Origin of the sequence: Halalkalibacter flavus (assembly GCF_036663575.1) — a bacterium.
Lineage (GTDB): Bacteria > Bacillota > Bacilli > Bacillales > Bacillaceae_D > Halalkalibacter > Halalkalibacter flavus.
The window spans coordinates 64,369-85,483 of the sequence record NZ_JAWRVK010000004.1 but is presented as its reverse complement, the minus strand read 5'-3'; the positions used below and the strand labels follow the sequence as shown (position 1 = coordinate 85,483).

The 21,115-nt window shown below is 37.0% G+C and carries 25 protein-coding genes and 1 other RNA gene; 7 read left to right on the top strand and 19 right to left on the bottom strand.

Annotation, left to right across the window (positions count from 1 at the left end; genetic code table 11):
• Window positions 1-123 precede the first annotated feature (123 nt).
• The 3 genes from SAY88_RS04095 to SAY88_RS04085 form a co-directional block, all read right to left on the bottom strand.
• On the bottom strand, window positions 124-843 hold the full coding sequence (locus SAY88_RS04095; RefSeq protein ID WP_332629504.1) for an HAD family hydrolase: 720 nt from the start codon (window positions 841-843) through the stop codon (window positions 124-126).
• Between the two features lie 108 nt (window positions 844-951).
• Window positions 952-1,485 carry a histidine phosphatase family protein gene (locus SAY88_RS04090; RefSeq protein ID WP_332629502.1) on the bottom strand — a complete coding sequence of 178 codons (534 nt, stop codon included), beginning with the start codon at window positions 1,483-1,485 and terminating at the stop codon, window positions 952-954.
• A gap of 155 nt (window positions 1,486-1,640) precedes the next feature.
• Window positions 1,641-3,077: a DHA2 family efflux MFS transporter permease subunit gene (locus SAY88_RS04085; RefSeq protein ID WP_332629500.1), complete on the bottom strand. Its 1,437-nt coding sequence runs from the start codon at window positions 3,075-3,077 to the stop codon at window positions 1,641-1,643.
• Between the two features lie 210 nt (window positions 3,078-3,287).
• Here SAY88_RS04085 and SAY88_RS04080 point away from each other — a divergent pair, with 210 nt between their 5' ends.
• Window positions 3,288-4,502: a DUF2515 family protein gene (locus SAY88_RS04080; RefSeq protein ID WP_332629498.1), complete on the top strand. Its 1,215-nt coding sequence runs from the start codon at window positions 3,288-3,290 to the stop codon at window positions 4,500-4,502.
• 4 nt (window positions 4,503-4,506) lie between these two features.
• Here SAY88_RS04080 and SAY88_RS04075 read toward each other — a convergent pair whose 3' ends face one another.
• The 3 genes from SAY88_RS04075 to SAY88_RS04065 all read right to left on the bottom strand — a co-directional run bounded on the left by SAY88_RS04075 (window position 4,507) and on the right by SAY88_RS04065 (window position 6,905).
• Window positions 4,507-5,301 carry an ABC transporter permease gene (locus SAY88_RS04075; RefSeq protein ID WP_332629497.1) on the bottom strand — a complete coding sequence of 265 codons (795 nt, stop codon included), beginning with the start codon at window positions 5,299-5,301 and terminating at the stop codon, window positions 4,507-4,509.
• Window positions 5,302-5,314: 13 nt separating this feature from the next.
• Window positions 5,315-6,334 carry an ATP-binding cassette domain-containing protein gene (locus SAY88_RS04070; RefSeq protein WP_332629495.1) on the bottom strand — a complete coding sequence of 340 codons (1,020 nt, stop codon included), beginning with the start codon at window positions 6,332-6,334 and terminating at the stop codon, window positions 5,315-5,317.
• 169 nt (window positions 6,335-6,503) lie between these two features.
• A complete protein-coding gene (locus tag SAY88_RS04065) occupies window positions 6,504-6,905 on the bottom strand; it encodes a YusW family protein (protein ID WP_332629493.1) in 402 nt (133 codons plus the stop codon).
• Window positions 6,906-7,136: 231 nt separating this feature from the next.
• On the opposite strand from SAY88_RS04065, the gene hxlR reads away from it, so the two are divergent.
• The 3 genes from hxlR (at window position 7,137) to hxlB (ending at window position 8,893) form a co-directional block, all read left to right on the top strand.
• Window positions 7,137-7,511, top strand: a complete 375-nt coding sequence (gene hxlR, locus SAY88_RS04060) for a transcriptional activator HxlR (RefSeq protein WP_332629491.1) — start codon at window positions 7,137-7,139, stop codon at window positions 7,509-7,511.
• Between the two features lie 173 nt (window positions 7,512-7,684).
• Window positions 7,685-8,326, top strand: coding sequence for a 3-hexulose-6-phosphate synthase (hxlA, locus tag SAY88_RS04055; protein ID WP_332629490.1), 642 nt, complete (start codon window positions 7,685-7,687; stop codon window positions 8,324-8,326).
• Between the two features lie 9 nt (window positions 8,327-8,335).
• On the top strand, window positions 8,336-8,893 hold the full coding sequence (hxlB, locus tag SAY88_RS04050) for a 6-phospho-3-hexuloisomerase (RefSeq protein ID WP_332629486.1): 558 nt from the start codon (window positions 8,336-8,338) through the stop codon (window positions 8,891-8,893).
• 59 nt (window positions 8,894-8,952) lie between these two features.
• Here hxlB and SAY88_RS04045 read toward each other — a convergent pair whose 3' ends face one another.
• Window positions 8,953-9,861, bottom strand: a complete 909-nt coding sequence (locus tag SAY88_RS04045; RefSeq protein WP_332629484.1) for a coiled-coil domain-containing protein — start codon at window positions 9,859-9,861, stop codon at window positions 8,953-8,955.
• A gap of 245 nt (window positions 9,862-10,106) precedes the next feature.
• Entirely contained in the window at window positions 10,107-11,474 is a 1,368-nt protein-coding gene (locus SAY88_RS04040; protein WP_332629482.1) for an MATE family efflux transporter, read from the bottom strand.
• A gap of 221 nt (window positions 11,475-11,695) precedes the next feature.
• On the opposite strand from SAY88_RS04040, the gene SAY88_RS04035 reads away from it, so the two are divergent.
• Window positions 11,696-12,958 (top strand): L-lactate MFS transporter, encoded by a 1,263-nt coding sequence (locus tag SAY88_RS04035; protein ID WP_332629480.1) that lies wholly within the window; start codon window positions 11,696-11,698, stop codon window positions 12,956-12,958.
• A 267-nt stretch (window positions 12,959-13,225) separates the two neighbouring features.
• On the opposite strand, the gene SAY88_RS04030 is transcribed toward SAY88_RS04035, so the two are convergent.
• A complete protein-coding gene (locus SAY88_RS04030) occupies window positions 13,226-13,987 on the bottom strand; it encodes a DNA polymerase beta superfamily protein (protein WP_332629479.1) in 762 nt (253 codons plus the stop codon).
• Window positions 13,966-14,097 carry a hypothetical protein gene (locus SAY88_RS04025; protein WP_332629477.1) on the bottom strand — a complete coding sequence of 44 codons (132 nt, stop codon included), beginning with the start codon at window positions 14,095-14,097 and terminating at the stop codon, window positions 13,966-13,968. The genes SAY88_RS04030 and SAY88_RS04025 overlap by 22 nt, the downstream gene beginning before the upstream one ends.
• 100 nt (window positions 14,098-14,197) lie before the next feature.
• Between SAY88_RS04025 and SAY88_RS04020 the strand changes: the two genes are divergently transcribed.
• Window positions 14,198-14,368 carry a hypothetical protein gene (locus SAY88_RS04020; RefSeq protein ID WP_332629475.1) on the top strand — a complete coding sequence of 57 codons (171 nt, stop codon included), beginning with the start codon at window positions 14,198-14,200 and terminating at the stop codon, window positions 14,366-14,368.
• Window positions 14,369-14,431: 63 nt separating this feature from the next.
• Here the strand turns inward: SAY88_RS04020 and aroD are convergent, their stop codons facing one another.
• The 7 genes from aroD to SAY88_RS03985 all read right to left on the bottom strand — a co-directional run bounded on the left by aroD (window position 14,432) and on the right by SAY88_RS03985 (window position 18,998).
• Window positions 14,432-15,196 (bottom strand): type I 3-dehydroquinate dehydratase, encoded by a 765-nt coding sequence (gene aroD / locus SAY88_RS04015; RefSeq protein WP_332629473.1) that lies wholly within the window; start codon window positions 15,194-15,196, stop codon window positions 14,432-14,434.
• 217 nt (window positions 15,197-15,413) lie between these two features.
• Window positions 15,414-15,776, bottom strand: a complete 363-nt coding sequence (locus SAY88_RS04010) for an ArsR/SmtB family transcription factor (protein ID WP_332629739.1) — start codon at window positions 15,774-15,776, stop codon at window positions 15,414-15,416.
• Window positions 15,773-16,207, bottom strand: coding sequence for an SRPBCC family protein (locus SAY88_RS04005; protein WP_332629471.1), 435 nt, complete (start codon window positions 16,205-16,207; stop codon window positions 15,773-15,775). Before SAY88_RS04005 ends, SAY88_RS04010 begins: the two co-directional genes overlap by 4 nt.
• A gap of 150 nt (window positions 16,208-16,357) precedes the next feature.
• Window positions 16,358-17,149, bottom strand: a complete 792-nt coding sequence (locus SAY88_RS04000) for an HAD family hydrolase (RefSeq protein WP_332629469.1) — start codon at window positions 17,147-17,149, stop codon at window positions 16,358-16,360.
• Between the two features lie 136 nt (window positions 17,150-17,285).
• A non-coding RNA gene (gene ssrS, locus SAY88_RS03995) (6S RNA) lies at window positions 17,286-17,464 on the bottom strand.
• Window positions 17,465-17,538: 74 nt separating this feature from the next.
• The gene (locus SAY88_RS03990; protein WP_332629467.1) at window positions 17,539-18,390 is read right to left on the bottom strand and encodes an alpha/beta fold hydrolase; all 852 of its coding nucleotides are present in this window, start codon (window positions 18,388-18,390) and stop codon (window positions 17,539-17,541) included.
• A gap of 92 nt (window positions 18,391-18,482) precedes the next feature.
• Entirely contained in the window at window positions 18,483-18,998 is a 516-nt protein-coding gene (locus tag SAY88_RS03985; protein WP_332629466.1) for a hypothetical protein, read from the bottom strand.
• 248 nt (window positions 18,999-19,246) lie between these two features.
• On the opposite strand from SAY88_RS03985, the gene SAY88_RS03980 reads away from it, so the two are divergent.
• Window positions 19,247-19,690: a universal stress protein gene (locus tag SAY88_RS03980; RefSeq protein WP_332629737.1), complete on the top strand. Its 444-nt coding sequence runs from the start codon at window positions 19,247-19,249 to the stop codon at window positions 19,688-19,690.
• 201 nt (window positions 19,691-19,891) lie between these two features.
• Here the strand turns inward: SAY88_RS03980 and SAY88_RS03975 are convergent, their stop codons facing one another.
• Both SAY88_RS03975 and SAY88_RS03970 read right to left on the bottom strand, forming a co-directional pair.
• The gene (locus SAY88_RS03975; RefSeq protein ID WP_332629465.1) at window positions 19,892-20,620 is read right to left on the bottom strand and encodes a hypothetical protein; all 729 of its coding nucleotides are present in this window, start codon (window positions 20,618-20,620) and stop codon (window positions 19,892-19,894) included.
• A 188-nt stretch (window positions 20,621-20,808) separates the two neighbouring features.
• Window positions 20,809-21,108, bottom strand: coding sequence for a hypothetical protein (locus tag SAY88_RS03970; RefSeq protein WP_332629464.1), 300 nt, complete (start codon window positions 21,106-21,108; stop codon window positions 20,809-20,811).
• Between the last annotated feature and the right edge of the window lie 7 nt (window positions 21,109-21,115).

Here is a 21,115-nt window from a genome sequence, read left to right as displayed (position 1 = left end):
AATAAAGATCAACGCAAAACGATTCTATATAGTTTCTAACTATAAGAACACGAAAGCTAACAAACACGCCTTGTTCTTGGCGTGTTTGTTAGCTTTCATATATTTATACCTTTAAAAATCGATTTATTTAAAAATTCCTTGCCTCTTCGATATCTTTTCGTACAACTCTCCTAATGTCCCTCTGTCATCAATTTGATAGCGTGGTTTCCCACGATCGATAACATTCCCTTCAACTAAGAAAGTTTTCATCCCTAACGTACTAGTAACCATATCTTCTTGAACATCATTTCCTACCATAATGCACTCCGAAGGCTCTACATGTAAACGGGCGCATATATCTTGGTAATACTCAATATTTGGTTTAGTAAATGAAATTTCTTCATACACTGTAACTAACTCGAACGGCTGATCATCAATTCCTGCCCAGTTTAAACGATGGTAGATAGCTGATTTTGGAAAAACTGGATTCGTAGCAATCGCTACACGAAAACCTTGTTTCAGTGCTTCCTCCACAACTGCTTTTGCCTTTATTGACGGACTTGTCATATGAGAAAATGTCGGGAAGACATTTTCATAAAATTGATCTAATGTCGGCCAAATGTCTTCACGACTTAACGAAGTTAGTGATAAAAATGTTTCTTCAAATACTTGCTCATTCGTTTTTACTGGTTCTAAGTTTTTAATCATTGCATCTGTGCCAGCCAATAAAGCTTTTACAAATTCATTTGGGTCAATAATATGTCCAACACGTGGCGCTAATTCTTTTATGTAGTTAGTAATGAATTGTTGTGTATCCATTGGAAGTAATGTTCCATCTAAATCAAATAAGATTACTTTTGCCATTTTTAACGCCTCGCAATAAGAAATTTTTTATTTTGTAACAATCCAAATTATACCCATATATAAGTGATAACCCTGACTATCACTGCTTCTTACACACTTTAAAAAAGTTCACTTTTCATAAATATAAAGTTTTCCATTAGCTGGTCTCTTTAATGTAGGTCCCTTAAATTCCCGTTTTTTCAACTCTCTACTCATAAATAGCATAATCCCACCGTGACCTACAATAAGTACATTTTCTTCCGTTTGAAGAATTTTATCTAATATAACGTTTATTCGCTTGATAACATCCCTTTTTCGATCGATCTGTGATTTATGTTCTAATAGCCAAGCTCCTCTAATGAAAATGAGATGTACTAGTAATGGCAGACGAACATTCCAGCGTATAACAGGTGAAAGTTTCACTTCACGTAGTTCCTTTAAATATACAATGTCATCCTTATACACTTTCTTTGCTGTTTTGACGGCTCGGCTTAAATCACTACAATAACATCGCTGCCATTTAACATCACCTAAATCAATTTCGTTTTCGATGACTTCTGACTGATCATATTCACTTATCCATTTGATTAAGTCTTTCGACGTTACCCACTTATTTGGATATCCTCGTTCTACTTTAAAATGACGTATTAATCCAACTTTCAATATGCAGTCCCCCATTCTTAATAAAACGACCAAATCCCCACTAGTATTCGAAAACGCTACTGAAAGGTTTGGTCTTTCCTTCTTCAGTAGCTTCGGGTCCAGTGAGGATTTTCAACGATGTATTAATACAAGTCTATTCTTGAGTTTTATATTTTTTAGTTAACACTTACTTTCTCAAATTGATCCTCTTTTTCTTTTATCTCATCATCATTGTTTGAGTATTTAACAAAGAACGAAGCAAATAAGGCTAGTAAAGAAAGAACAGCAACGACTATAAAGGCCACATTTGCCCCATGGATATCAGGATATGCGATGTCAGGTCGAGCTTCAGCATTCATCGATGTCGTTGTCATAACTGTTACAAGTATAGCGGTACCAACTGACGCTGCAATCATTCTCATCGTATTGTCCATTGCTGCTCCGTGTGGAATTAATCGTTTCGGTAGCTGGTTTAATGCGGCTGTTTGGATCGGCATCAAAACCATTACAAGCCCTAACATCCGTACTGCATACATAATCGTAAGAAAGGCAAATGAAGTCTCTGGACCTAAATTAATAAAAGCGAAGGAAGCTGCTGTCATAATCGCTAATCCAACCATCACAAGAAAACGTGCCCCTATTTTATCAAAAATACGTCCAATAATCGGTGACATGATCCCACTTACTAACGCTCCTGGTAAAAGAGCAAGGCCTGCTTCAAATGCTGTGAACTCTCTCATATTTTGCATATATAATGGAACTAAAGTTTCTACTCCAATTAAGCCCATGAAAGCGACCATACCGATAATAACCGCATAAGGGAAAATGGAAAACGTGAACACCCGAAACTCGAGCATTGGATGCTTTAATCGCAGCTGCCTTGTTATAAAAAGGATTAGTGCTAATCCACCAACTGCTAACGAAATAATTGTAATCGGGTCTGACCAGCCATAGTTGCCTGCAGCCGTAAAACCATAGAGTAGCCCTCCAAACCCAAATGAAGAGAACATAATCGAAATAACATCGATTTTTGGCTTTGTCACTTCTGTCACATTTTTTAAGACAAATACCGCAATAATAATATCAATTATAGCAATTGGCAAAATGATAAAAAACAATAGTCTCCACGAATAATTGGATGTAACCCATCCAGATAAAGCCGGCCCTATTGCTGGTGCAAAAGAAATAACAAGACCAATCAATCCCATTGCTGCTCCGCGTTTATTGATTGGAAAAATCATTAAGAATACTGTCGTCATTAAAGGAAGCATCACTCCTGCTCCTGCTGATTGAATCATTCTTCCAACTAATAACACTTCAAAGTTAGGAGCAATTCCAGCAATCAATGTTCCAAACGCAAAGATACTCATCGCTGAAATAAAGAGTTGCCTCGTTGTGAATCGTTCTAGTAAAAAGGCACTTACCGGAATCATAATTCCATTCACAAGCATAAATACAGTCGTAAGCCACTGGGCACTATTGGCCGTAACATTCATTTCCTTCATGATAGGCGGGATCGCCGTGATCATGAGAGTTTGATTCAAAATTGCAATAAAAGATCCTGCAAGTAACAATGCAACAATCGTTGATCTCTTATAACTCGGTACTCCCATTTTTGTTCCCTCATCTCTAAACTACAAATATAGTATTATTCAATTCTCGTACAAGTTAGTTGTCGTAACAAGTACTTATACAGAGTACACGATTATGACTTTTTATTCCATTGTTCAAACTTACTATTTTTGTATATTTTTAGGTATTTAACTATTTTCCAAACGAATAGACCTTCTTACACATACAATAGCAAAGAGGAGGTTGTGATCGTGAATATTCTATCAAAAATCATTCAATTTCCAACTGCCATTGGACAATACGCGATTAATACTCTTGATAAGTATAAATCCGAGTCAAGAATTACACGTAACTGGGAAACGTTAACTAACAACCCTTCAGCCATAAGAACCCTCAAGAAAGCATTAAAAGAACAGTCTGTTAACGTCAATAAGTCTGTTTCCTCACTCCCACCAACTGAACAAACTCTCATTCGACAACTTAAGCAAAAAATGATCACCCATAATCGAAACAACATCACGCGAACAAAAGCTTACTTAGACTTCTATATTCAACATCCTGAAGTTCAATGGGCTCTTTTAGCTCACCTCGTTTCTAGAAACGGTGGCTGGAATATGACAGATCTTAAAGGGGAATTAACTGAGGCTATTAGCAACGATAGAAAGAAACACTTTTTTCAATTTTTAGAGTCAGCTAATGCCCTGATTTTTTATGATGCGTACCCACAGCTTTTACTGTATGAAGAGAGCAAAAAACAAAACAAAAACCTCTTTCACTTGTTGCCTTATTTTCATGTATCTAGGTTTATGATCCCTGTGTGGAAGTACTTTTATAAGAAGAAAGATTCCAAATTCCTTACCGTCTCACTAATCATAAACGAACAACATTACATTGAGATGAGAGTGATTCAAAACCAATACTTTCAGAACAACGTCTTAAATACACTTCTGTTTCAAGCACAAGAATTATTTCAGTTCACTCAGGTACTCTTTCCATATAAATACTCTAATAAAAAGACAAGATTGGCCGGTATTTCTGTCGCCAACTTTGCATCTGTTTCAGAGCGAATTCTGGTCGGCAAACAGCTTTATGCTATGCTTTTTGGGCTTACCCCTCTTCATGAGAACATTAATTGGTTTGCTACCGAAACGCCACATACCGGTTCACGTTCTGATTATTGGTCAACTACTTTTACTGCGCAAAAAAAGAAGTGGACGAAAAGAACGTCCCCTTGTGGATTTACACAAACTATATACAGTCCATATTTAACAGATGCTTGGCAAGACACACCTCACACATTTGCGAATCATAAAGATTGGTTTCAAACTTTTGATTCAAGGGTTTTCTCGTATTATAACGAGATTATGACACCTGACTCCTTTGACATTACGACTGATTATTGTCGTATTTTAAAAAAGCTCTATGTTGGCGCTCTTACTTACAAGCAAGCGAAGAAGTTCGGATAACTTATCAGCTCTTGTTTCGATAAAGGTACATCGTTAATGGAGCGAAAATAGCAGTTAGTAAAATAGATGCTAAAAGCACCCATCCAACTTGTTCAAAAGTAACGGTTCCATGCATCAACCCACGTACAGCTGTTACCAAAAGGGAGATTGGATTAACATCAACAAATGCTTCAAGCCATCTTGGTAATGTACTAGGATCAACAAATACATTGCTGACAAATGTCAAAGGAAAGAGTACCATCATGCTCACACCCATTAGCGATTTCTCCGTACGAAGGATTAGACCGAGAGTAGTCCATATCCACGACAAACTAAATGAGAAAACAACTAATAATGCCACAGCTAATAGCACACCTACAGCGCCACCTTCTGGTCGAAATCCCATAATTAATCCAAGTACGATCATAATCGTTGAGGCAATGGTGTATCGAACTGCATCCATAAGAAGTGCCCCAACTAAGACGGCCGGGCGCCAAATTGGCAAAGAACGAAAACGATCAAAGATACCTTTTGTGATGTCATTGTTCAGCTCCATTCCTGTATACATCGTAATGGTAACAACAGTCATTGCTAATATACCAGGCAAGAGAAACTGAAGGTAGTCTCCTGTGGAGCCAGCAATCGCTCCACCAAATAGGTACGTGAACATTAAGAGAAACATAATCGGAAAAACAGTAACATCCAAAAGTTGTTCGGGCACATATTTCAACTTTAATAGAGCGCGCCAAGCAAAGGTAAATGTATTGGTGACGCCACTTGGTTTTTTCGGACGAGTCCGGCTCCTTAATGCTACGCGCAATTTCTTATCATCTTCACGCTTTTCTGCATGACTGTACCTCCTTACTAATTTTCTCGTCCTCGGTAGGACGTCCTGTCAAAGTAAGAAAGACTTCATCTAGACTCGGTTGACCTAATGAAAAATCACTAACTTTAATCCCAGCTTTTCTTAATTCATTTAGTGCATCAACCACCAAGTCTGTATTTGTTACTCTTGCTGTAAGAGAAAGCTGATCAGACTCCAAATGAATATTTGTCTCGAGAATGTTTGCTACTATTTTTTCTGCCTTTTCTCGTTTTTCTTCTTCTAATAAGCGAACGTGCAATGCACCTGTTCCTACGGATGATTTCAGCTCTCCACCTGTTCCTACGGATGATTTCAGCTCTCCACTTGTTCCTTCTGCAATGATTTTCCCTTGGTCAATGACAGCAATCCGATCCGCCAACTGGTCTGCTTCTTCAAGATATTGTGTCGTTAACAGGACAGTCGTACCAGAGCTAACAAGGGCTCGCACGATATCCCATACTTGGTTTCTGCTTCTAGGATCTAAGCCTGTTGTCGGTTCATCCAAAAATAAAAGGTCTGGAGTTACGACGATACTTGCAGCAATATCAATCCTCCTTCTCATTCCACCAGAATATTTTTTCACCTGGCGTCCAGAGGCATCCAAAAGTCCAAATGCATCAAGAAGCTCCGTTGCCCTCTCTTTGGCCGCGCTTCTTGAAAACCCTAATAACCGAGCAATAAAAACTAAATTTTCCATTCCCGATAAATCTTCGTCAATGGAAGCAAATTGACCGGTTAAACTTACTCTCATGCGGACAGCTTCTGCTGCATCAACTAGGTCATGACCAAGTATTTTAGCACAACCTTCGTCAGGTTTAAGTAAAGTTGCCAGCATACGTATGGTCGTTGTTTTGCCTGCACCATTTGGACCTAAGAAGCCATACACCGTCCCAGCAGGAACCGCTAAATCAACTCCATCTACAGCACGATGCTGCCCAAAACGTTTCACTAAACCGGTCGCTTCAATAGCAAGTTTTCTCTTTTCCATGCAAATCACCCTTTCCACATCTTAATTTTTATATGCTCAATTAAACTGATATTACTTTCCCTTAAAAATCTTCAGTCTCTAGACTGAAGAACTCTACTAAAATCAAAAAGAACCTAAACTCCAAGTCAATTGGATAATAGGTTCCAAATTTACAACAAGAATTTTTTGCTTAGGAAAATGTTTGTTCAAACTTCAATCTTTTCCCACCATCAAATTTCACATCAACTTCAATTTCTTCAATATCTTTTTTATCGATTTTAAAAGCGGTAAAGATTTGATTCATAAGTTCCTCTTTATCCACTTCCGGTACTAAACTAATTTGCTTTAGAAATAATTCAATTTTTGGTAAAGCTTCTTGTCCATACACCGTTACGCTTCTAGGAACGGCATACTTAGCTTCAATTTGATTCTTTTTCATTTCATACTCTATCTCATATTCTTGTCCGTCTTTCATCTCAATTTCTAATTCAAAATCAATAATGGTTGGAGAAGCTTCCACTCTCCCTAACCCTAATCCAATAAAAATGATCATGGCAATTGCACAAACAGCAGTCAGTATCCTTAGTTTCATTTTATTTCCTCCATCCAATGTAGTTATGAATACTATTCCCCTCAACAGGAAATTCACTCCAAATCAAAAAGAGATATATTCCTACTTGTTATTCTTTCCTTAAGTAAAAAGTTAAATGTTTTGTATATAGCTTACGAGAACGTTTATAATGTCACTAACTATATGTAGACACTTTTGTTTACCTAGTCTCCATTACGATAGTGTGTCAATAAATAGAATGGAGGGGAATCGATGGGTCATGTTTGTAAAAAGGAATTTAATTGTGAAAAGGAATTAACCCTTGCTGTCATAGGTGGAAAATGGAAAATGCTTATTCTATGGTACCTTGGAAAAGAAGGAACAAAACGATTTAGCGAACTAAAATCACTCATGCCTGGAATTACCCAACGAATATTAGTAAACCAGTTACGTGAATTAGAGTCAGACTTTATCATCCACCGTGAAGTATATCCAGTAGTCCCTCCCAAAGTAGAATATTCATTAACGGAACAAGGAAAAACACTTATGCCAATCCTTGAAACAATGTATGCATGGGGAAAAGATTACAAACAATTTCTCCAAGAAAATGTAAATGACTTTGAACCTCAAACTAGTTCAATTGACTAAAAACCATGTACGAGACCTGCCTCGTACATGGTTTTTTCTTTTATCTAATCCTTTCCATCCTCGCCCATAGTATCCTTTTTGTTACTATATGAAAAAAAAGTGCGTACTTCTTTTTTTAAATATTTGAAATTAGAATGAAGCTGTAGAAAAAAAATGAGTGAGGAGCGATGAATATGAAATTACAATTAGCATTAGATTTAGTAAATATTCCTGAAGCGATTGAGCTGGTAGCTGAGGTGCAAGATTTTGTCGATGTAATAGAAATCGGAACACCGGTTGTAATCAATGAAGGGCTAAAAGCAGTCAAAGAAGTGAAAGAAGCGTTTCCTCAACTAACCGTCTTAGCAGACTTGAAAATTATGGATGCAGCCGGCTATGAGGTCATGAAAGCATCAGAAGCAGGAGCAGACATTATTACCATCCTCGCTGCAGCTGAGGACGAATCTATTAAAGGTGCTGTTGAAGAAGCAAAAAAACAAGGCAAACAAATTCTTGTTGATATGATTGCAGTAAAAGATAAAAGAGCCCGTGCCATTGAGTTAGATGAATTGGGTGTTGATTATATTTGCGTTCACACAGGATATGACCTACAAGCCGTTGGCCAAAATTCTTTCGAGGATTTACGAACAATTAAAAGCGTAGTAAAGAATGCGAAAACAGCCATCGCTGGGGGAATAAAACTAGATTCATTGCCTGAAGTAATCAAAGCACAACCAGACCTAATCATAGTTGGCGGTGGGATAACTGGAAAAGAGGACAAAAAAGCTGCTGCATCTCAGATGCAAAAGCTAATTAAAGAAGAAGTGACAGCATAGGTGACCCTTATGCAGACAACTGATTATACTTTAGAAATTATTAAGGAATTACAACGTACAGCGAACCTCATCAATGAGGTGAAAGTGGAGATGCTAGTTGACGGTATTCTCGAAGCAAACAAAATCTTTGTTGCTGGTGCAGGGAGATCTGGTTTTATGGCCAAATCCTTTGCTATGAGAATGATGCATATTGGACTGGATCCTTATGTCGTTGGTGAAACAGTAACTCCTAATCTTGAAGAAGGAGATCTATTTATTGTCGGCTCTGGCTCTGGGGAAACGAAAAGTCTTGTCTCTATGACAGAGAAAGCTAAAAGTCTCGGAGCAACAATTGCTGCCGTAACGATTTCTCCTAATTCAACTATTGGTAGCTTGGCTGATATAACAATACAAATTCCTGCTCAAGCAAAATCCGGTGAAAAGGCTGGCAATGAGACGATCCAACCGATGGGTTCCTTATTTGAACAAAGTCTTCTATTATTATATGATGCTATCATTTTGAGATTTATGGAGAAAAAAAGCTTAACTTCTAATACGATGTATGGAAGACATGCTAATTTGGAGTAACACTATACTAAAAAAAGAGGAAGAGGTGTACGTATGAATACGCCTCTTCCTTTTAGTTCCTACTCTTCTGTAGTATAGGTTTTTCTTTTCTCTAGCTTTTTGATTTCTGTACTTAATTTTTCTATGGATTCCTTCATATATTGTGAGGTCTCTGAATGAATCGACTTCAGCTGAATTAACTGCGTGAACAAATCTAAATGCATACTTTCTTGTTCATATTGTTGTAATGATAGTAGATTCATTTGTTCAACTAACTCGTAAAGTCTATCTTGAATTTGCTTTTGTTCTTGTTCATTGTCTTTAACTTTTTTCATTAGCTCTTCATGATCTAGCTTTTGCAGATTCACTTGTAGAACCAATTCATCGTGATTTTGCATTTGATTAGCTTGCTCTTCTTGCATTGTCTCATAATGAACCTCTTGCTTACGTAAGCGATTGTTATGATCATCGACTTCCGCACGCAAATCACTTTTTGATTGTTCTAGGGTGTGTAACTGGCCTAATAAATTGTTTTTTTCCTCAACAAGCTCGACTAATTTCTTTTCTAGATTCTTTCTTTCAACTTCATTTTCATCCATTCTTTGCTGTAGACGATTTTGAACCTCCCCTTTCTCTTCTACCTCTCTTTGTAAATTTTCGTGCATTGACTGTAATTCTAAGTTCATTGTCTCTTGTTCATTCAATTGTTTTGATATGTTTTCATGTACTTGTTTGTTCATCGTCTCTTGTTCATCCAATTGAATAGACAAACTTTCGTGTACTTGTTTATTTTCTGCTTCTTGTTCATTCAATTGTTTAAATATGCTTTCATGTACTTGACCATGGGTTCCTAGAATATATTCTAGCTCGCTAAATTGTGACCTAATACTCTCCATCACTTTATTAGAGTAAAAAACTTGCTGGTTGATTTTCCCCGTTGGTCTTTGCAAAAAAACCTTAGGCTCTGTCCGCTCATTTGAATAACTCAACTTTCCCCACTCCTTTTTAACCCTGTTATGCTTAGTCTATGTTGACCCGTGTCGATAAGTGCCTATTTTTTGAATTAAGTGATTTGATGCTGGAGAACATCCTTATGAACGACCTTTCCTCAGTTACTAAAAAGCAAATAAGAAGAGACGAAAACCAGTATGATTTCCGTCTCAAAAATGTAGAATTTTTATTTTTTCTTCCTCTTTTACAAACCCGTTTTCCTACTCGACTTCTCCTAGAGGAACTAATTCACTTCAACAGGTTCATTGGAAATTCTTCTTAGAACTATACGCAGGCGTACGAAAAATCCAATTGCAGCACACGTTAAACCTAATGTAATTCCAATCCAAAATCCAAATGGTCCTAGGTACGTATAGGATGCGAGAGCATATCCTGATGGAATTCCAATCAACCAATACGAAATAAATGCTGTAATAAAAGGAATTTTCACATCTTTGTACCCACGCAGTACTCCTTGTAAGCCCGATTGGGCAGCATCAGAAATCTGATAAACAATCGCGATAATAAAAAACTGTCCTGCAAGTTGAACGACTTGAGGATCTTGTGTATACAAATAGGCAATTTGCTCTCTGAAAAAATAGAGAAAAATGGCACCTACTGCTAAAATCCCAATTCCACCCCATACGCCAAGATGGCTATATTGTTTGGCTGATTGATATTTCTTCCCTCCAACAGAAAAACCAACAACAATGGTTAAAGCCATAGAGATGCTTAAAGGAATCATAAAGATAAGAGAAGTAAAACTAAGTGCGATTTGGTGTGCGGCAACCGTGACAGTCGTAAACATCATCCCAATCATTAAAGTTACGACAGCAAAAATACTCGACTCAAAAAAGATAGAAAGGCCAATCGGAATTCCGATTGCTAGCTGCTCTTTCCAAGCTTTCCAAGACGGAATAACCCACTTAATAAAAAGCCGATAATGTCTAACTACTTCTACCTTAAATGTCATCCAAATACTGAAAAAGAAAATAATCCAGTACGTAATCGCTGTTGCGTATCCAGCTCCAATACCACCTAATGCCGGCAAGCCAAATTTCCCAAAAATAAATCCGTAATTTAACAGAACATTAAATGGTACTGCCAAAATGGTAATGATCATCGTTATGCGTGTAAATCCTTGTGCATCAAAGAAATTACGAAGAACATTTGCTGCGAACAATGGAATAATTCCTATTGATAACCCAACTAAATAATGGAACGAAATGTGATAGACAGCAAAATCTAAGTTCATTAGCATTAATACCGGATCAAGTAAGAAAATTCCACCAATAACAACTAGAATGGCTAGAAAAACTGATAAGTAAAGCGCCTGTATAACCGATTCCGAAATCTTTTCACGTCTCCCACTGCCCATATATTGTGCAACAATTGGAGTTACGGCTAGTAGTATTCCATTAATACCTGTAAAGATCGGCAACCATAAGCTGGAACCTATTGCGACACCCGCTAAGTCATTTGTTCCTACCCGCCCTGACATCATCGTATCTACAAGGTTCATAGCATAAAAACTTATTTGCGTAACCATAATTGGCCATAGGATCGCAAAAAATAAAGTGACCTTTTCTTTCCAGGTCTTTGCATGATACATATTTCTTCCCCCGTCATCTTCAACTAATACAACAATTCACTAACAATAATATAGAACTTAACGCTAAATAGCTATAGAGAGATAATCGTTAATCTACCTGAACAAAAAATAAAAAACACTTCCAAAATCTTATTAATTTTCCAATTTATTTGATTTTTTCCTACAATGGACTATACTATATATGTAAGTGTTTACAAAAGTGGGTAGGAGGAGGAATTAATATGAAGACAACGAAAAACAGATGGCTAATTGCCTTATCAGCTATTGCCATCCACCTCTCAATTGGGGCCGCGTACGCTTATAGCGTTTACCAGAACCCAATTAGTTCACAACTTGGCTGGGCTGGATCACAGGTTGCTATCGCTTTTACCATTATGATGGCACTTGCAGGGACGTCTGCCGCATTTTTCGGGAAATTTGTTGAACGAAGCGGTCCAAGAAAATCAGCAATTGTTGCTGCTGTTTTATTTGGGATTGGGCAAGCTGGTTCTGGAGTAGCTATTGCTCTTGAATCCCTTCCGCTTTTTTTGCTTACCTATGGCCTCTTTAGTGGATTAGGACTTGGGATAGGGTACATTTCTCCGGTTTCTACATTAATTAAATGGTTCCCAGATCGAAGAGGTTTAGCAACCGGCATGGCTGTTCTTGGATTTGGAACAGGGGCTCTAATTACAGCACCTGTTGCAGCGAGCTTAATTAATTCAATTGGGATCACATCAACTTTTTATCTCTTAGGTGTTTGTTATTTTACTTTTATGGTCCTTGGTGCCTTATATATCGCTCCTCCTCCGGAAGGCTGGATGCCAGAGTCAATGAAGAGGAACATGGCTTCTGGAAAGAAAATTATCAAAAAGGATTTAGCACAATTAACATCTAAAGAAGCGGTGAAAACAAAACGGTTTTGGATGCTCTGGTCGATGATGCTTATTAATACAACAGCTGGGATTATGATGATTTCGGTCGCCTCCCCGATGGCGCAAGAAGTTGTTGGGTTAAGTGCAGCAGCGGCAGCAACAATGGTTGGGATAATGGGGATTTTTAATGGCGGAGGAAGACTCGGCTGGGCTGCTGCTTCTGATTATATTGGTCGTCCAACTGTGTTTATTATTTTCTTCTCAATCCAGATCGTTGCCTTTTTTACACTTCCTTTTACAACAAATGCAATCTTATTTACAATCATGATATTGTTAGTTGTTAGTTGTTATGGTGGGGGATTCTCAAACCTTCCAGCCTTCATTGGGGACCTTTTCGGTACAAAGCAACTAGGTTCCATTCACGGTTATTTATTAACAACTTGGTCATTAGGTGGGGTCTTTGGTCCCGTTCTCGTCACTCAAATTAGGGAAAGAACAGACAGTTATATTCCTGTCTTCTATGTTTTTGCTACTTTAATACTTTTTGCTTTTGTCATTTCAATCTTGCTTCGTATGGATATTAAGAAGAGTGAGAAGGAAGCGCAACAACGTGAACATGCCGTTTCATAATAAACTTTTTTACTATTCGCTCCACAAACTGACTAGTCGGTAATATCCAAAGTATAAGAAAAGGGGGTGTTTCAAAAGCCCTGAACAGAGGTAGCAATGGCTCCGTTCGCTACTCGCTGTGAGTGTGTAAACCATTCCTCTCAAGGCTTTTAAAAGATGTAGCTACTCCGCACATTGCTTCGGAGGTGTCCAAAGATTAAAAGATTTTGGACACCTCCTTTTTGACTTTATCAACCTATACAGTCAAACGGCATTTGAGAAAAAATATTAAGGTAAATGAAATTTTGTTTTCATGCGCAGTTCATTTAGGGTACTGTCTAATACAAGTTGATAGATTATATTTTCAACTTCACTTTTCACTTCTTCTAGTATAGGTTGGGTCATGTATACATCCTCCAACTGCTTAAAAGAGACGAGCTTGTCATTTACTAATTCTTTAAATTGTTCTAATGTATAGTCACCATTCTTAATGGAAAGCATAAATTTTCTCCCAGCATCATCGTACTGAATCGCACCCTTAAAATTAGTAAAATTATACTTAGCGAATCTCTCAATGAAATCAAGAATTCTATATGCATGCATCGCCGACTTAGTATCATAACCAAACTGTTTTACAAGATGTTTCGTATTGCTATTCCCCGTTTCGATGGACTTTGACTTACTAATGTACATCCCACTGCACGCTTTATATAAATAAGGTAAGTTCATTTTTGCAATCTCATCTCTCATTAATAATAGACAAGTTATTTTCTTATTGATCCAATCTATATCGTTAATCGTATAATCAACGGAAAAAAGGACCTCCATAAAATTAACGTTTGACTTCCACCAAAGACTTAAGACCTTCCTAATATCGTGGAATTCTTCGTCTACCCCTTCTCCTACTTTACTTGAAGTAGGTAGCTTACTGTGGTACAAATCATCAAAAGTTGGTATGACGAAGAACTTATAATCCTTGTCCGACTCTGGAGTTGAAAGGTTATAGTTTTCTGACCCTACTAAAGCTTTTAATACAATGATTCTTTCCATAAGAGCTCCCCTCTTCCTGCTTCTTTATTTCGCGCATTAATAATTGTCATCGTTCCTTTATCATAGCTTAAACCAGTATAGACAACTGACCTTCTTTTATTGCTCTTCAACAATCTTTTCACCTTTCATCTTTCTATTACAAAATATAAGAAATTGATAAAACGACTTTTTTAGTCACATACTATATAACACGTTTTGGAGGTGAGTATTATGGGTGACTGGAACAAGCAAGCAAGTCAAAACAATAACATTCAACCAGATCTAAGCTTTAAAAATGAAGAACTTGCCAATAAGAAAATTCAATTGAATGTACAAGAGGAAATTGGAATAGAAGGAATTGGACAAGAAGAGAAAGATGTACGTCCACAAGGTGGCCAGTAAAAAGGTTACAGCCAAGAATCCTAAATCGTATATATGCTTGGATTCTTGGCTATGTTAAATGACTTAAAGACTCTTATGTAAAAGGTTCAAAACTTGACGCAATTCATCCACAGCAACTTGTCCAGGTGCTGAGGCTTTCTTAGCAGCCCCAAATGTAAGAGCCGAACCAAATACCTCCCCAGCTAAACGACTAATAACCCCCTCCCCTGCCATCGACATCGTAATAATTGGTCGCGTCGCATATTGCTCTTTCATCGTATTTGTTGCATCAAGTAACGTTAGTACGTCTGCTGTATTCCTAGGCATAACAGCGATTTTAGGTATGTCTCCACTTAGCTCTTGAGCTTTTCGCAAGCGAGATACGATTTCTTCTTTTGGCGGTGTTTGATCAAAGTCATGATTCGATATGATCACATATACTCCATGTTGATGTGCTTTTTCAACAAGAGTCTTTACATCATTTTCATTACTAAATAACTCAACATCAATCATATCAACTAATCCTGTTTTTACCGCTTCTATGTTTAGCGATACGTAAAATTCTGAACTGACTTCCCTTTCTCCACCTTCTTTAGCACTTCGAAACGTGAAAACAAGAGGTTTGTTATGTAAGAGAGCATGTATCTTGTTAAGTGCTTCTTTTACTTTAACAAGTTCTAAAACGTCTTCAAAGAAATCAACTCTCCACTCAATAACATCCGCATCTAAGGTGTTTAAATAAATTGCTTCTTCAAGTAAATCCGATAAAGTTTTTCCTACCATTGGTACACAAATTTTCGGCATGCCTTCTCCGATTGTCACACCTTTAACCTTTACTGTATTATCCATAAATAACTCTCCCTGCATTTTTAAGTCAAACTTGTTTTTCATTTCTAAACTCTAAAATCCTTTTTTTGCTATTATACATGTTACCAGTCAATTTTTAAATATTTCGATAAATAGTTGTCTATTATCAGGTACAGTCAAAAATATTTTATGAAGCTTATATAAAAAATGAGACTGCTGAGTTGGAGGATAATCTCCGCTATCAGCAGTCACCTAGGGTCTAACTCTTTTTATTTACATCCTGAATTTGAACCGTTTCAGATTCATCATGTTCAACAATATATTTAAGCTTGGTCATTTTATTATCCCAAAATTGTTCATAAAACGAAAGCCATTGTTTTAATTCAAGAAGAGCTTCAGCTTGTAATTTATATCTCTTTTCTCTCCCTACCTTCTCGACACTTACAAGGTTTGATTCCGAGAGAATTCGTAAGTGCTTGGATACAGCCGTTCTACTCATTGGAAAATGGTTGCTAATTACGGTTACAGGCATTTCATCATCTGCTAGTAATCGTAACATTTTACGACGCGTAGGATCAGCAATAGCTTGAAAGATATCGTACTTTGAAGCAGCAGACATTATTCCTCCACTACTTTTCTTAGATCATCGTAAACAATTGAATCCCAACCATTATTCATTCGATTTCTAATTTCGGAATTCGATTGATCCGGACCTGGACCTGGAACGATTTCTTGAGGTTCTCCCCATCCTGAATGAATCAGGGTAAATTCAGTCTTATCTCCTAAATCTGTTAATTCAAACGTGATAACCCAGCCATCTTCTCCCCATGTAAAGACTAAGCGGTTTGGTGGGTCTAGCTCGGTTACTTTACAAGCGGTCGGTCCAAAAGGGGACTGAATGGTAAATTCAGAGCCTAGTTCTTGTTTAAAATCATTCGGCATAAACCATGATTCAATTCCTTCTGCAGTAGCAACTGCCTGCCAGACTTTGTCTATCTTTGCTTGAAAAACTGTATTTTTACGAATTTCTGGTGTGGTCAATTTCATTTTCATTCCCCCAAATATCAAATACGAAACTAATTGGTTTCATATTCATATTACGCAACTAATTGGTTTCATGTCAATTGCTTATTTAACTTACTTTGTATAAAACTGTACAAAAAAATGCATCTGTCTCATTGAAAACAAATGCATTAACATTATTTATTTAATCAATCCTAATTTTTTCAATCCATTAAAGACACCTGAATTGGTCACTTCCGTTGTTTTATGTTTAGCATACGAAAATAACTCTTGATGGGCGTTTCCCATCGCAAACCCGTCTCCAACAGATGAGAGCATTTCTTTGTCGTTCATTCCATCACCAAAGGCAATCGCTTCGTCTTTTTTAATATCAAGAACTTCCAGCACCTTCTTTACAGCAAAACCTTTATTCACTTGATCACGAATGACATCATAAGCGTGCTCTTTGAATTCTCCAACATTTACAGGAGCTAAATGGACGTTACCCACTTTTTCATACAAAGAAGACTCGTTTTCACCTAAATTAATTAGCGTCACCCCTAAAATATTATTCAAGAATTCCTGAGCATAGAGAACATTATGTCTCAAATGAAAATGACGAATAAATTCATCTAAAACGGGAGAATCACAGGAAGTAAGAACATTTTTCTCATTCGTATACATAATTGCCTCGTGTCCTTTTTCTTTTGCTATTTCTAAAAAAAATTGAATTGTGTTCGAATCCATTTTCTCTAACAAAATGTCAGAACCCTTATGTACAGCATAAGCACCATTATAGCCAATAAAAGAGTCGATGTTTAATTCTTCACCAATTTCTTTAATCTCATGTAATGGTCGTCCGGTCGCAAGAAATACTTCTAACCCTTTTTGCTGTACCTGACTCACTGCTTCTTTTGTCGATTGTTCAATTGAATCATCTGGTTTTAAAATTGTCCCATCAATATCTAGAAACAAAATTTTATGATTTGACATGTGCTCTCTCCTTTATATTTTCTGAATTATCATTAGCGCTAACACCTATTAGTAAACAAAATATTACAGTTTATTGTAACTATGATTAAACGAAAAAACCAGTTCCTCATTTGGAACTGGTTTTTTGTGTGAGTATGGGTGGGCCGCAATTGCCGCTACTAACCGAGTTTCAAACCACCACTTCTCGAAGTGGGTGTTTGCAGAAATAGTTCAGTCGTCCTCTACACATTGAAGGCTTGACATTCCTATTTCGATTAAAACTCCCTAATTAAGTATACAGGTTGAAACCATTATTTGCGTACAATGCAGCTTCTATAAGTATATTACACAAAAATGACAACGCTTTCAATAGTTAATTTCAAAAAAAGGGAAACTTACAACCCTTTTTTTTAGCCTTTCAAATATTTAAGAAGAAATAAATTAACAAGCTCATGCTGTTCATGCTGGACCCAGTGAGTTGCATCATCTATTAAAGTCAGTCGCCCATCCATACACATGTTCATGCTTTCCTTAGCTAAATCTAATGAGAGAAAAGGGTCATTTTTACCCCAAATCATCCTCACCGGTATTACCACTTTTGAGTTAGGAACCATTTTCAAACTCCCAAGTCTAATTGCTCTGTACCAATGCAGCATTGCCCTAAGTGCACCTGTTTGGGACCAAGAAGCTTGATACTTTCGAATTTCCTCTTTCTTAAATGTATTGGCCTGGCACGAACAAAGAAGAATATTTTTCATCAATTTATATTCATTTACACATAACGCTTCTTCAGGAATCAAAGGAAGTTGAAAAAACAATATATATAAACTTCTCACTAACTGCGTAGGACATCGAAAGATCATTTTTCCAAAAACAGCGGGGTGAGGCATGTTAATTGGGATAAGAGTATCAACATAACTAGGCCTAGTTGAAGCTATATGCCAAGCTACTGCCCCTCCCCAATCATGTCCAATTACACTGGCTTTTTCCCTTTTAAAATGCTTAATGAGTCCAATAATATCATCACGCAATAAATCAAGTGTATATTGACTAATCTCTTGTGGTTTATCACTTAAATTATAGCCTCGTTGGTCAGGAATGACGATACGGTACCCAGCTTTTACTAAAGGGGTTATTTGTTTTTTCCAACCATACCAAAACTCGGGAAACCCATGTAAAAGAATCACGAGAGGACCATCACTTGGTCCTGCTACAGCTGTATGTAAGGTTACTCGGTTCGTAGTTATATAATGAAATTCCATTCATAGTTCCTCCTGCTTCCTAGCTTTCTCTACATGAGTTATTCTCATACAGATGAAGAGTAGGGGGAGCTTTCATAAAGGAAACTGATTTATTATACGTTATTCAGCTCACGTAGGGTCTCTACCACATGATCTACAAATTCAGGAACATCCGCCATATGTTCCTCATTAATCTTATGGTCGAACATCAGCTTAGTAGAATTCAGGTACTTCTTCTTATCTTTTCCGTAAACAAAGCTAACCGTTTGTTCTGGTGATAAAACTGGATCCCAAATTGATAACAGGATATCTTGAATTTGCTCACATTGAGTTTTAATATCTTCAATTTCTATAGTAAAGTGAATAAGCAAATTACATCCCGGGCTTTCACCAGGAATTTCCAAAATCTCATCAGCTAAATCTTTTAAAGAAGCTTGCAGCTCAATTTCAGCAGTTGTCTTCTGCTGATTAGCTAAATGAAACTCAAGAGCGAATGTTCTAGACATAATTGACATGTCTAATTGGTCTTTACGATTTATTACTTGTACAACGCGATCAATCGTATCAAGATCATACACGTAATTTTCTAGCCCAACTTTTAAATTTTCAAATATAGTCGGATCAAACATTGTTACATCCCCTCTCATTCTTTTAAGTTTCGCATTCCTTTTCAACTGTGATTACAAAATTTAAGCAGAAATGTTTCACACCCAATATTCCCCCAATTATATCGTAAAATTGAGTGAAAAAAATCATCAACATTCTCATGAAATATTCTGTAAATGTGATGAACATCACTTTAGAAAGGATGAATTTCTATTATGCTTTAATTAAGAAGAAAACATTATTAGCATCATAATAAGGAGCGTGATTCGTGATGGCGGGAAACTATAAGACAATTCTTGTTGCTGTGGATGGGTCGAAGGAAGCAAAACTAGCTTTAGAGAAAGCCATTGATTTATCGAAAAAAGATGGAGCAAAACTTGTAATCTCTTATGTAATTGATAATCGCACAACAGGCACGATTGAACACTATGACCGCACCTATGCAGAGCATGCAGAGGGTTACGGTGTTGACCTCCTTGAAGGATATAAAACCATTGCACTAGAAGCTGGAATAGAAGAGGTGACAACAGACCTTGGCTATGGCTCACCAAAAGTCCGGATACCAAAAGAAGTAGCCGAGAAATATCATGTTGATCTAATCATTGCTGGAGCAACTGGAGTAAATGCGGTAGAAAGATTCCTTATAGGGAGCGTCTCTGAAAGTATTGCTAGACGTGCAAAATGCGATGTAATGATCGTACGTAACCAAGATTGATTAATGTAAAAGCACAAAAACTGTAAGAAAAGGTCATTGAACGGACCTTTTCTTACAGCCTCTTTTAGCATATTCAAGGAAGCGGCAATGGCTCCACACGTTGCGCGCCTGCTATGAGAAACCCACTCATAGCAGGCTTAAGCTCATTGTTTAAAGACCACTGAAAAAAGATAAAAAACCGTTACATTTTTCAGCGGTCTCTTATTTGTTTTCATATTCATATTTTTTTCCGTCTGCTTTTTCAACTTTTATCTTAACTTCGGCTGAATCCCATTCCACTTCGTATTGTGCAAGAATTTTGTTAGCAAGGGTAGGTAGATCTTCGGCAGAATATACTTCTGTTAATGCAAAAAGTTCCTCAATAAAATCATCAGCTTGCTTATTTTTCAACTTTATTTTTTCATTTTTCCATTCAATTTCAACTTCTGATTTCACGCGATTCTTCTTACGTTCTTGTTTAATCTCTATTTCAAATTGTTCATCTTCTAGTTCTATTTCTAATTTTTTGAGTTGCTCTAAAAAGGACACAGCTCTTTGATTATTGTTCATCGCTTGACTATTGCCCTTCGCTTTAGCGAGGCCTTCTGCTTTCGCAAGACCTTTTGCTGCTTGAGTGTTCTCCTCTGTTTGGCTGTTTTCATCTGTTTTCTCAGTATCAACCGTTGTTATCTCAGTTACTTCTTTACGACCTGTTGATAACAAAATAGGACTTTCCTCAGCAATTGACGGTTGAATTTCTTCAACCTCCTTAAACTCTTCAATTACTTCTACTTCTTCGGTCTCACTTACTAAAGTCTTGTTTACGGTTAGTGCTTCTTGAGTGATTTGTTCAGATTGACTAGAATCTGTTGTATCTGCAAATGTTAAATAACCGATTGAAATGATAACTGTAAATATTGCTCCAACTAACATATATGCGAATTTGTTCATAGTTCCTCCATTAATCTCTTATTTTCCTCTTAATTATAGTGAGACAATGAAAAAGCCATCAAGATGCTGAGGTCATACTATAATCGTACTACAAAAATATAAAACCCCATCAATCTCAGTCATGAAAGACTTAAAATGATGGGGCAGCATAAATCAATCTATAACAAAGGTACCTAAATACCTAGTTTCTAAAAATCACTTTCATCAGATTCATCAAATTCCATTTCTACTTCTGTATCAAAATCTTCTGCTTCACTGTCTTCAGTTTCAAACTCTGTATCAAACTCCTCAGTTTCTTCATCAACCTCTGGAAGCTCCTCTACACCTTCATCGGCTGGCGCATCATCAAAGCCATCCATATCTGTTTCTGTTTCAAATTCTGTTTCTTCTCCTAATGTAGGTTCATCAACCTCTGCATCACCACAAGCTGCTAGAATACCTACTGTTAAGATCGCTGAAGCTGCTGTAAGGAATACCTTTTTTTTCATTTTGAAA

Coding starts and splice junctions, on each gene's coding strand:
- SAY88_RS03970 (WP_332629464.1), bottom strand. CDS start 21,108: ATGAAAAAAAAGGTATTCCTTACAGCAGCTTCAGCGATCTTAACAGTA.
- SAY88_RS04065 (WP_332629493.1), bottom strand. CDS start 6,905: ATGAAACTAAGGATACTGACTGCTGTTTGTGCAATTGCCATGATCATT.
- SAY88_RS03985 (WP_332629466.1), bottom strand. CDS start 18,998: ATGTTTGATCCGACTATATTTGAAAATTTAAAAGTTGGGCTAGAAAAT.
- hxlA (WP_332629490.1), top strand. CDS start 7,685: ATGAAATTACAATTAGCATTAGATTTAGTAAATATTCCTGAAGCGATT.
- SAY88_RS04030 (WP_332629479.1), bottom strand. CDS start 13,987: ATGGAAAGAATCATTGTATTAAAAGCTTTAGTAGGGTCAGAAAACTAT.
- SAY88_RS04070 (WP_332629495.1), bottom strand. CDS start 6,334: ATGGAAAAGAGAAAACTTGCTATTGAAGCGACCGGTTTAGTGAAACGT.
- SAY88_RS04000 (WP_332629469.1), bottom strand. CDS start 17,149: ATGTCAAATCATAAAATTTTGTTTCTAGATATTGATGGGACAATTTTA.
- aroD (WP_332629473.1), bottom strand. CDS start 15,196: ATGGATAATACAGTAAAGGTTAAAGGTGTGACAATCGGAGAAGGCATG.
- hxlR (WP_332629491.1), top strand. CDS start 7,137: ATGGGTCATGTTTGTAAAAAGGAATTTAATTGTGAAAAGGAATTAACC.
- SAY88_RS04040 (WP_332629482.1), bottom strand. CDS start 11,474: ATGTATCATGCAAAGACCTGGAAAGAAAAGGTCACTTTATTTTTTGCG.
- hxlB (WP_332629486.1), top strand. CDS start 8,336: ATGCAGACAACTGATTATACTTTAGAAATTATTAAGGAATTACAACGT.
- SAY88_RS03980 (WP_332629737.1), top strand. CDS start 19,247: ATGGCGGGAAACTATAAGACAATTCTTGTTGCTGTGGATGGGTCGAAG.
- SAY88_RS04005 (WP_332629471.1), bottom strand. CDS start 16,207: ATGAAAATGAAATTGACCACACCAGAAATTCGTAAAAATACAGTTTTT.
- SAY88_RS04020 (WP_332629475.1), top strand. CDS start 14,198: ATGGGTGACTGGAACAAGCAAGCAAGTCAAAACAATAACATTCAACCA.
- SAY88_RS03975 (WP_332629465.1), bottom strand. CDS start 20,620: ATGAACAAATTCGCATATATGTTAGTTGGAGCAATATTTACAGTTATC.
- SAY88_RS03990 (WP_332629467.1), bottom strand. CDS start 18,390: ATGGAATTTCATTATATAACTACGAACCGAGTAACCTTACATACAGCT.
- SAY88_RS04095 (WP_332629504.1), bottom strand. CDS start 843: ATGGCAAAAGTAATCTTATTTGATTTAGATGGAACATTACTTCCAATG.
- SAY88_RS04085 (WP_332629500.1), bottom strand. CDS start 3,077: ATGGGAGTACCGAGTTATAAGAGATCAACGATTGTTGCATTGTTACTT.
- SAY88_RS04035 (WP_332629480.1), top strand. CDS start 11,696: ATGAAGACAACGAAAAACAGATGGCTAATTGCCTTATCAGCTATTGCC.